General features: G+C 66.6%; 8 protein-coding genes. 1 reads left to right on the forward strand and 7 read right to left on the reverse strand.

Annotation, left to right across the window (positions count from 1 at the left end; genetic code table 11):
* The 7 genes from purL to ACYQ2W_RS15710 form a co-directional block, all read right to left on the reverse strand.
* Positions 1–3893, reverse strand: a 3893-nt coding sequence (gene purL / locus ACYQ2W_RS15680; RefSeq protein ID WP_459869101.1) for a phosphoribosylformylglycinamidine synthase, incomplete at its 3' end; no start/stop codon positions are given.
* A gap of 171 nt (positions 3894–4064) precedes the next feature.
* The gene (locus tag ACYQ2W_RS15685; RefSeq protein WP_459869103.1) at positions 4065–4748 is read right to left on the reverse strand and encodes a TorF family putative porin; all 684 of its coding nucleotides are present in this window, start codon (positions 4746–4748) and stop codon (positions 4065–4067) included.
* Between the two features lie 236 nt (positions 4749–4984).
* A complete protein-coding gene (locus ACYQ2W_RS15690; RefSeq protein ID WP_459869105.1) occupies positions 4985–6082 on the reverse strand; it encodes an HD domain-containing phosphohydrolase in 1098 nt (365 codons plus the stop codon).
* Positions 6079–6456 (reverse strand): response regulator, encoded by a 378-nt coding sequence (locus tag ACYQ2W_RS15695; RefSeq protein WP_459869107.1) that lies wholly within the window; start codon positions 6454–6456, stop codon positions 6079–6081. Before ACYQ2W_RS15695 ends, ACYQ2W_RS15690 begins: the two co-directional genes overlap by 4 nt.
* Positions 6453–8021 (reverse strand): ATP-binding response regulator, encoded by a 1569-nt coding sequence (locus ACYQ2W_RS15700; protein ID WP_459869109.1) that lies wholly within the window; start codon positions 8019–8021, stop codon positions 6453–6455. The genes ACYQ2W_RS15695 and ACYQ2W_RS15700 overlap by 4 nt, the downstream gene beginning before the upstream one ends.
* Positions 8022–8412: 391 nt before the next feature.
* Complete coding sequence (dsrE2, locus tag ACYQ2W_RS15705) at positions 8413–8895, reverse strand: sulfur carrier protein DsrE2 (RefSeq protein WP_459869111.1); 483 nt, start codon at positions 8893–8895, stop codon at positions 8413–8415.
* A gap of 51 nt (positions 8896–8946) precedes the next feature.
* Positions 8947–9177: a sulfurtransferase TusA family protein gene (locus tag ACYQ2W_RS15710; protein ID WP_459869113.1), complete on the reverse strand. Its 231-nt coding sequence runs from the start codon at positions 9175–9177 to the stop codon at positions 8947–8949.
* A 203-nt stretch (positions 9178–9380) separates the two neighbouring features.
* On the opposite strand from ACYQ2W_RS15710, the gene ACYQ2W_RS15715 reads away from it, so the two are divergent.
* Entirely contained in the window at positions 9381–10868 is a 1488-nt protein-coding gene (locus tag ACYQ2W_RS15715; RefSeq protein WP_459869115.1) for a M48 family metallopeptidase, read from the forward strand.
* The last annotated feature ends 1 nt before the right edge of the window (position 10869 follow it).

Here is a 10869-nt window from a genome sequence, read left to right on the forward strand (position 1 = left end):
CCGATCCACCGGCGGGCGTTGCGGAACATGCGCAGCCAGGGGCCGTCCTCCCGCCACGAATCGGGGCGCCAGGAGTGCTGGACGGCGCGGAACACCCGCTCGGGGTGGGGCATCATGATGGTCACCCGGCCGTCGCTGGTGGTCAGCCCGGTGATGCCGAGCGGCGAGCCGTTGGGGTTGAGCGGGTAGCGCTCGGTGGCCTTGCCGTAGTGGTCGACGTAACGCACCGCGACGGTGCCGTCGTCGAGGGCGGCCTGCGCGCCGCCCGCTTGGAACTCGGCGCGCCCCTCGCCGTGGGCAACGGCGATCGGCAACTGCGAGCCGGCCATGTCGGCGAGGAGGATCGACGGCGAGTCGAGCACCTCGACCAGGGAGAAGCGTGCCTCGAACTGTTCGGATTCGTTGCGCACGAAGTGGGGCCACGCCGCGGAGCCGGGGATCAGCTCGTGCAGGTTGGAGAGCATCTGGCAGCCGTTGCAGACGCCGAGGGTAAAGGTGTCGGCGCGCTCGAACCAGGCGCTGAACTGGTCGCGGGCGCGGGGGTTGAAGAGGATCGACTTGGCCCACCCCTCGCCAGCGCCAAGCACGTCGCCGTAGGAGAAGCCGCCACAGGCCACCGCTCCCTTGAAGCCGTCGAGGGTGATCCGGCCGCCGAGGAGGTCGGACATGTGGACGTCGACCGCGGTGAAACCCGCCTTGTCGAAGGCGGCGGCCATCTCCACCTGGCCGTTGACCCCCTGCTCGCGCAGGATCGCCACCCGCGGACGGACGCCGCTGGCGATGAAGGGGGCGGCGATGTCCTCGTTGAGATCGAAGGTGAGACGCACCTCCATGCCGGGGTCACCGGCGTCGAGGATCGCGTCGTACTCCTGTTGGGCGCAGTCGGCGTTGTCGCGCAGCGCCTGCATCCGGTAGCTGGTCTCCGACCAGGCGCGCTGGAGGTCGATGCGCCCCTCGTTGAACAGCAGATCGCCGTTGTAGCGCAGCTCCAGCCGGTCCTCGTGGTTGAGGGTGCCGATGACGTGGCTCATCTCCAGCAGACCGTGCCCTTCGAGGAGCTGCAGCGCCTCGTGACGGCGCGAGCGACGCACCTGGATCACCGCGCCCAGCTCCTCGGCGAACAGCGACGCGATCGGGTCGGTGCCGAGCTTCTCCAGGCTGACGGTGAGGCCGCTACGGCCGGCGAAGGCCATCTCCGCCAGGGTGACGAAGAGCCCGCCATCGGAGCGGTCGTGATAGGCGAGCAGCAGGTCGGACTCGTTGAGATCCTGGATCGCCTGGAACAGGCCGGCGAGGTGCTTCGGCTCGTCGACATCGGGGGCCTCGTTGCCGATCTGCTTGTGGACTTGGGCCAGGGCGGAGCCGCCGAGGCGGTTCCGGCCGGCGCCGAGGTCGATCAGGATCAGGTCGGTGTCGCACTTGTCGCCGCGCAGTTGCGGGGTCAGCGTCTGGCGGGCGTCGAGCACCGGGGCGAAGGCGGAGACGATCAGCGACAGCGGCGCGGTCACCGCCCGCTGCTCCCCCCCCTGCTCCCACACGGTCTTCATCGACATCGAGTCCTTGCCCACCGGGATGGTGATGCCCAGCGCGGGGCAGAGCTCCATGCCGACCGCACGCACGGTGTCGTAGAGGTTGGCGTCCTCGCCGCAGTGGCCGGCCGGGGCCATCCAGTTGGCCGACAGGCGCACCGCGCGGATCGAATCGATGCGCGCGGCGGCGATGTTGGTCAGCGCCTCGCCCACCGCCATGCGCCCGGAGGCGGGGCCGTCGATCAGCGCCGCCGGGGTGCGCTCGCCCATCGCCATCGCCTCGCCGGTGGTGCTCTCCACGGTGGTGGTGGTCACCGCGCAGTCGGCCACCGGGGTTTGCCACGGACCGACCATCTGGTCGCGGGCGACGGTGCCGGTGACGGTGCGGTCACCGATGGTGATGAGGAAGGTCTTGTCGGCGACGGCGGGCAGACGGAGCACCCGGTAGGCCGCCTCGCGCAGGTCGAGGGCATCGGTGGTGAAGGCCGGCAGGGTGAGGTCGCGGCGCTTGACGTCGCGCAGCATCTTCGGCGGCTTGCCGAGCAGCATGTTGAGCGGCATGTCGATGGGGGTGTTGCCGAAATGGCGGTCGCCGAGCACCAGCCGCTGCTCGGCGGTGGCCTCGCCGACCACGGCGAAGGGCGCGCGCTCGCGCGCGCAGATGGCGGCAAAGCGCTCGATGTCTTCGGCGGCCACCGCCAGCACGTAGCGTTCCTGCGCCTCGTTGCACCAGATCTCCTTGGGCGACATGCCGGGCTCGTCGTTGGGCACCTCGCGCAGCTCGAAGCGCCCTCCCCGGCCGCCGTCGTTGACCAGCTCGGGCAGCGCGTTGGAGAGGCCACCGGCGCCGACGTCGTGGATGAAGGCGATCGGGTTGTCGTCACCCAAGGCCCAACAGCGGTCGATCACCTCCTGGCAGCGCCGTTCCATCTCCGGGTTGCCGCGCTGCACCGAGGCGAAGTCCAGGTCCTCGGCGGAGGCGCCGGAGGCCATCGAGGAGGCCGCGCCACCACCGAGGCCGATGAGCATGGCGGGACCGCCGAGCACCACCAGCTTGGCGCCCTCGGGGATTGCCCCCTTCTCCACGTGGTCGGCGCGGATGTTGCCGAGGCCGCCGGCGAGCATGATCGGCTTGTGGTAGCCACGCACCTCCTCCCCGTCGGCGTAGGAGGCCTTCTCCTCGAAGGTGCGAAAGTAGCCGCAGATATTGGGGCGACCGAATTCGTTGTTGAAGGCGGCCGCGCCGAGGGGGCCGTCGATCATGATGTCGAGGGCGGTGACGATGCGCTCGGGTTTGCCGTGATCGGTTTCCCACGGCTGCTCGGCCCCCGGGATGCGCAGGTTGGAGACCGAGAAGCCGCACAGCCCCGCCTTCGGCTTGGAGCCGCGGCCGGTGGCCCCCTCGTCGCGAATCTCGCCGCCGGAACCGGTGGCGGCGCCGGGGAAGGGGGAGATGGCGGTGGGGTGGTTGTGGGTCTCCACCTTCATCAGGATCTGTACCGGCTCACGGGTGAAGCCGTACTCACCGCTGGCCGGATCGGGGAAGAAGCGCCCGGCGGTGAACCCCTCCATCACCGCGGCGTTGTCCTTGTAGGCGGAGAGCATCCCCGCGGAGTTCATCTGGTAGGTGTTGCGGATCATCGCGAACAGCGAGCGTTGCTGCTCCTCGCCGTCGATGATCCAGTCGCCACCGAAGATCTTGTGGCGGCAGTGCTCGGAGTTGGCCTGGGCGAACATCATCAGCTCGACGTCGGTGGGATCGCGTCCCAGTTCCCGGTAGCCGTCGACGAGATAGTCGATTTCGTCGGCGGCGAGCGCCAGACCCAGCTCCACGTTGGCGCGCGCCAACGCCTCCTGCCCTTCGGCCATCAGCGGGACGGTAGCGAGCGGCGCGGGGGCGTGATGGGCGAACAGCGCCTCCGCATCGTCGAGGGTGCCGAACAGCGCCTCGGTCATACGGTCGTGAAGGCGGGCGGCGATGGCGGACCACTGCGCATCGCTGAACGGCGCGTCACCCGCCTTGCGCAGGTAGTAGGCGGTGCCTCGCTCCAGGCGGACCAACTCGGCCAGACCGCAGACATGGGCGATATCGGTGGCCTTGCTCGACCAGGGGGAGATGGTGCCGACCCGGGGGGTGACCAGCAGCAGGCGGCCGCGGTGGGCGCGCCGTTCGACGCTGGGGCCGTAGCGCAGCAGCCGCTCCAACACCTCCCGCTGCGTTGCGTCGAGCTCACCCTTCACCTCGGCGAAATGGACGAATTCGCCGTAGAGCTCTTCCAGTTCGGGAACCTCGTCGCGCAAGGTGGCCAGCAGACGCTCCTGGCGGAACGGAGAGAGGGCGGGGGAACCGAAGAGGGTCAGCATGGCGCTACTCGCTGTTGGCAGGAGAAAGGCGCCAAATTTTACTGGAATTGCCGGAGATAGCCCAACTTTGAGGAGTAGGCAAAAAACAGGCGCCCGAAGGCGCCCAAAAGTCGCGGAAGTGCGGTCTTTGTCAGAGAACGCAGAAGATCTGCTGCGGTTCCCGCGTTCTGCTTAGAGGCTCTTGGAGACCATCAGGTAGACGCGCCCATCCGCCCAGGGATCATTGTTCACGTCGGTGTCGGTGTAGCCGAGCTCGAAATCGAAGCTGTTGAAGCTCTTGGTCAGGGCGAGCTTCCAATCGGTGTAATTGTTGAACACCTTGTCGTCGTCGTCGTAGTAGCCGACCGACGCGCTCAGGCCGAAGTCCTGGGGCAGGGAGAAGTCGAGTCCGGCGTTGTAGTAGATGGCGTCCTCGCTCATCCCGTAGACATCGGAAGAATAGGCGAGACCTCCGTTGAGGGTGACCATGTCGGTGAGCGCGTAGCTGAGGTTGAGGTAGCCCTCCAGCCAGCTTTCGGTCGCGGTGGAATCCGGATAGCCGTAGTAGACGAGGCCGAGGTCATAACCCAGGCCGTTGGCAAGCTCACCACTGAAGCCGCCGTAGAGGTCCCACTCCATATCAGCATCGTTAGCCGGTCCAAAATCGACATTGGAAGCCCAGGTGCCGACGTAGAAGCCGCTCTCATGGTTGTAATCGATGCCGCCCTGAATCGCCGGGGACTCGTCGCTCTGCGAGTAGCCGCGCCAGACGTAATCGGTGGTCAGGGCAACGTTGGCGCTCCACTCGGCCTGGGCAACGGCGGAACCGGCCAGCAGGGCAACCATCAGGGCGGTCTTCTTCATAGCGTGCTGCATTTCTCTATCTCCTGGTTGTTTCAAGTTCTCGCGCCCCCGATGCGGGAAGCGAACAAGTCGGGCCTAGACAAAGCACTTCTCGTGCCAATGATTGGGTTTGGTTCAAAAACAACAAGTTGTTGTAATAGAACCGCAATAGGCGGCCAATATGCGCACCAAAAAGATGCATCGCCCCAAAACGGTGCGCCCCATTGACGCCTGATCCAGAACATGAACCTTAAAATAGTGCGGGATTTTTAAGGATCGAGATCGAACCCTTCCTGGCGGAACAGTCGCAGGCACACCGCCACAACCGCCGGATCGAAACGGCTGTCGGCGTAGCGCTCGATCTCACGCAGCGACTCCTCCACGCCGAGTCCGGCCCGGTAGGGGCGGTGGGAGCTCATCGCCTCGACCACATCGGCCACCGCCAGAATCCGCGCCTCCAGGCGAATCCCCTCCCCTTTCAGCCGATTGGGATAACCGGTCCCGTCGAGCCGCTCATGGTGTTGATAGACGAATTCGGCGATCGGCTGGGCGAAGTCGATCGATTCGAGGATGTCATAGCCCACCTGGGGATGGCGCTGGATCAGGCGGTATTCCAGGTCGCTGATGTCGCCGGGCTTGGTGAGGATCTCGATCGGCACCGAGATCTTGCCGATGTCGTGGAGCAGGCCGGCGGTATGAACCGCTGCGACCCGCTCCTCGTCGAGCCCCAGACGACGGGCGATGGCCGCCGCCAGCCGCGCCACCCGCCGCTGGTGGCCGGCGGTGTAGGGGTCGCGCATCTCCCCCATCAGGGAGAGCGCATCGATGGTCCCCTCCACCACCCGCTCGACGTTGCCGAGGCTCTCGCGCAGCGCCTCCTGCACCCGCCGCCGCTCGGCCAGCTCGCGCTGCAACTGGCCGGTGCGCAGCTCGATCTGCTCCTCCAGGTGTTCGCGATAGCGGCGGTTCTCGCGCATCAGCAGGCTGCGCTCCAGGGCGCGGCGCACCGCGTGTTCGAGGATCGCCATCTCGCCGATGGGCTTGGTGATGAAGTCCCAGGCACCGAGGCGCAACGCCTCGATGGCGTCCGAGATGAGTCCCGCGCCGGAGACGATGATCACCGGCGTGTCGGCGGCCTCGTTGGTCAGCTCCTCGAGCACCTCCAGGCCGTCCATGTCGGGCATCCGCAGGTCGAGCAACACCAACGCGGGCGACTCGGAGCGGAACCGTTCCAAGGCTCGTCGCCCGCCGTCGGCCTGGACGACGGTGTAGCCGCTATCTTCCAGGTAGGCGGCGATGCTCTCGCGGACAGTGGCGTCGTCGTCGGCAACCAGCAGCTTCGGCTCGCCGGCCCGCTCGCCCGTCATCCACCTACGCCTCGCGCCAGGCGCACCACCGCCTCCGCCAGCCGCCCCATATCACTCAACGGCTTGATGAAGACCTCCGCCTCGGAGACCCCGGCCGCGCGCACCTCCGGTGGCAGCCGATAGCCGGCCGTGCCGGTGAAGACGATGAAGCGCAGCGCCGGCCAGCGGCGGTGCGCCTCGGTGATGAAGGCGTTGCCGTCCATCCCGCCCATCCGCATGTCCACCACCGCCACCTCGATCCCCTCACCCTCCAGCAGCTCCAGCCCCCGCTCGCCGCTGTCGGCCTCCACCACCTCGAATCCCTCGTCCTCCAGGTAGGCGACCAGATTGAGCCGTACCCCCGCCTCATCGTCCACCGCCAGCACCGCGGTCATGACGGCGCTCCCGCCCCCTCCAGCGGGGCCAGCGGCAGGCGGATGACGAAGCGGGAGCCCTCACCCGGCGCGGAGACCACCTCCAGCTCGCCGCCGTGGTTGTTGGTGACGATGAAGTAGGAAACCGACATCCCCAGACCAGTGCCGACACCCACCCCCTTGGTGGTGAAGAACGGCTCGAAGACCCGGCGGCGCACCTCGTCGCTCATCCCCGGCCCGTTGTCCTCCACCTCCACCACCGCCCACTGCGGCTCGCGGCGGGTGCGCAGGGTGATCCGTGGCGAGCGTCCCTCCACCGGGTGGTCGGCCATCGCCTGGGCGGCGTTCTTGAGCAGATTGAGGATCACCTGCTCGATCTCGCTGGCGACACAGGGGACCATCGGCAGTTCGGCGTCGAAATGCTTGACGATCTCGATATGCCGGAAGTCGTAGCGCTTCTTCAGGTCGTAGTCGCTGGCCCCCAGCTCGACGCTGCTCTCCAGCAACTGGGCCAGGTCGGCCGGTTCGCGCCGGCCGGCGGCAGGACGGGAGAACTGGAGCATGTTGGAGACGATCCGCGCGGCTCGGTCGCCGGCCTCGCGGATCGACTCCAGGAAACGGTAGATGTCACGCTCGTCCAGGTAGCGCCCGAGGGCCTCCAGGTCGATGCCGCACTCCTCGGCCACTTGGCGGTTCTTCGCCAAATCCGGGGAGAGGCGGCGGACCAGGTTCTGCGCCCCCTGGAGGATGCCACCCAGGGGATTGTTGATCTCGTGGGCCATGCCGGCGGCGAGCCCGCCCACCGACATCATCTTCTCGGTCTGCACCATCATGTTCTCGATGCGCACCCGGTTGGTGACGTCGTCGAGACGGATCACCGCCCCCACGGCGCCGTTGGCCAGCAGCGGGTAGACCATCACGTCGTTGTAGCGCACCTCGTCGCCGGCACGGCTCTCCACCCGTTCGTTCTTGCGCGGCTGGCGCTCGCGCAACGCCTCCTCGACCGCCTCCATCTGGGCACCGAGCAGCGGATAGATCGCCTCCAGCGGCTGCCCCACCGCCTCGCTGGAGGAGAGCCCGGTGGCATCGTCGGCGGCGCGGTTCCACATCGTCACCCGCCCCTCGGCATCGACGCTGACCAGCACCGAAGGCATCGAATCGATGATGTTCTGCAGGTAGCCGCGGGTACGCTGCAACTCCTCCTGGTTGCGCCGCGCGTCGATCAGGTAGCGCACCCGGTTGCGCAGGGCCACCCAGTGGATCGGTTTGGTGATGAATTCGTCGGCACCGGCGGCATAGGAGCGGTCCACCGACTCGTCGTCGTGGTGGGCGGTGACCATGATCACCGGCAACTTGAGGAACTGGCGGCGCGAGCGCAGCGCCTGGCACACCGAGAAGCCGTCCATCCCCGGCATCTCCAGATCGAGCAGCACCAGATCGGGGAGCACCTGCTCGGCCATCGCCAGGGCCCGTTCTCCCCCCTCGGCCAGCTCCACCCGGAAGCCGTTGCGTTGCAGTACCCGCTGCATCAGCAGCCGGACATCCGGATCGTCATCGACCACCAGCAGGAGAGGGGCTTCATTCATGGCGTGGGCTCTCGTTTTCGTTGTGTTGAAAGTCTAGCAGGAGGGCCCCCGGGAACGTGGGCCGATCGATGCGGGTATTTAACCATGAAGAAGATGAAGGAAATGAAGTCCATCCATCCCGACGTCGCCACGGGAAACAAAGGCTAGTAGGTCGAGGCTACCGTCCCAACCAAACGGGGGCAGCGGAGTGAGAAAATCACCCGCGCTCGCCGAGCGAACCATGCCGCTCAAAACAATACGTGGCAAGTCAAACAGCGGTGCCCTCGTTTACGTCGCCGCAGTAGCGGCGACCTACGACCGACTGCATCCCTGTAAGCAAAAAAGCGGGCCATAGGCCCGCTTTCTTCCGGTACGACCCGGACTCTTCCTCAACCCGGGCGGCGAACCGCCTTCAGATATAGAGGGTGATGTCCGCGTCGCCGGCCACGTCGAAGAACGCGGTGGCACCGGCATACTCGACGTCGTCGATGAACTCGCTGTGACTCATGTCGAACAGGTCGACGGTCATCTGGCAGGCGATGAACTTCACTTCGGCCTCCAGACAGAGCTCACGCAGCTCGGTGACGCTGGCCACGCCCTTGCTCTTCATCTTGGACTTCATCATCTCGGTCATGACGAACTCCATGCCGGGCAGGGCGGTACCCAGGGTGGGGAACCACTTGTCCATGCCCATGGGCATCGGCATGCCGGGATTGCCCAGCGGCGACACCTTCAGGTTGGGCTCCTTGCGCAGGAGCTGCAACCCGTAGAAGGTGAAGAAGATGGTCGCCTCGTAACCGAGGGCGGCAGCCGTCGAGGCCAGGATGAAGGGCGGATAGGCCCAATCCAGGGTGCCTTTGGTGGCGATGATGGCAAGCTTTTTCTGGTCAGACATCCGTCTTCCTCCCGCGAGTTGGAATGATTCGATCCGATGGAAGATCCGCGATCAGGCCTTCTGGATACGGAAGACGAACTTGCCGCCCTCTTCGCCGGAGTCCAGCAGGGTGTTGCCGGTCTGCTTGGCAAACGCCTCGAAGTCCTTCACGGAACCAGGATCGGTCGCCACCACGCGCAGGACCTGGCCGGAAGAGAGGGTGCCGAGGGCCTTCTTGGCGCGCAGGATGGGCAGGGGGCAGTTCAGACCGGAAGCGTCCAGTTCTTGATCGAAGTCAGCCATTTTTCACCTCTGTATTGTGCTGCTGGATAAAACACGGCCACCGGCGGACCGGCGGCCGTACATTAGAAATAACTTTTACACTTATATGTCATTACGCCATGGAACGCAAGCGCCCAAACGGTGTCGAAACACCTTACCATAGCGGTGACCTCTGCGCTCGAAAAAACCCTACGTATTTCCCGCAAACACCCCTCCTGAAACCCATGAATACACAGCGCATTTCGACCGTCCTTCGCCGCGCTACGCGGGCCGCCGTCGCCCTCCCACTGCTGTTCCTGGCGCCGGCCCTGCCGGCCGCCGCGCCCAACGCCATCGCCCTGCCCGACATGGGCGATAGCGCCGGCGCGGTGCTCTCCCGCGAGGAGGAGCGCAAGCTGGGCGAGGCGTTCATGCGCGAGGCGCGGCGCCAGCTCACCCTGATCGAGGACGGCGAGATCAACGCCTACCTGGGCTCGCTGGGCAACCGCCTGACCAGCCATAGCGACGGCGACGGCCGCCCCTTCACCTTCTTCGTGGTGAGCGACCCCACCATCAACGCCTTCGCCGCCCCCGGCGGATTCATCGGCGTCCACAGCGGCCTGATCCTCGCCACCCGCAACGAGAGCGAACTGGCGGCGGTACTGGCCCACGAAATCGCCCACGTCACCCAGCACCACATCGCCCGCTCGGTGGCCGCCTCCGGCAAGATGAGCATCGCCTACCAGGCGGCGCTGATCGCCGCCATCCTGCTCGCCACCCGGGACAGCCAGTTGGGCCAGGCGGCGGTCGCCGCCACCCAGGCGGGCATCGTGCAGAGCCAGATCAACTTCACCCGCGACAACGAGTACGAGGCCGACCGGGTGGGGATGCGCACCCTTGCCCGCGCCGGCTTCGACCCGGAGGGGATGCCGGACTTCTTCGAACGGCTGGCCCAGGCCTACCGTTTCCAGAAACAGCCGCCGGAGTTCCTCAGCACCCACCCGGTGACCACCACCCGGATCAGCGAGTCGCGGGCCCGCGCCGACCAGCTCCCCCGCCCGGCCCCGCAGTCGCGCCTCAATTACCGGATGATGCGCGCCAAGCTGGAGGTGCTGGAGGCGAAGGAGGACCGCAAGCTGCTCGACAGTTTCGAGAAACGGCTGGCGGAGAAGACCTACGACAGCGAGGTGGCCACCCGCTACGGCTATGCCCTGGCACTGACCCGCGCCGGCCGCTACGACGCGGCGCGCAGGGAGTTGAAGGCACTGCTCAAGCAGGAACCCGACCGCACCCCGCTGATCAACGCCCTGGCGGTGGTCGAGCGGGAGTCCGGGCACACCGAACGGGCGCTACGCATCTTCGACGATGCGCTGCTGCTCTATCCCGGCGACTACGCCCTCAGCCTGGAAAAGGCCAACACCCTGCTCGCCGCCGACCGGCCGCTGGAGGCGCGCCAAGTGCTGTTGCCGCTGGTGGACGACCACGACGGCCCGGCCCTGCGCCGGACCCTCGCCACCGCCGCCGAGCGGGCGGGACGCCACGCCGAGGCCCACCGCCAGATGGCCGAGTTCCACTACCAGAACGGCGACCTCGACAACGCCATCCAACAGCTGGAGACGGCCCTTAAACTGGGCGACGACGACTACTTCGAGAACGCCCGGGCCAGTGCCCGCTTGAAGGAGTTCAAGGATGAGTTCCGCGAGATGAAGGAGCGTAAGGAGAAAGAGCGCTAGT

This window comes from Endothiovibrio diazotrophicus (assembly GCF_054657215.1).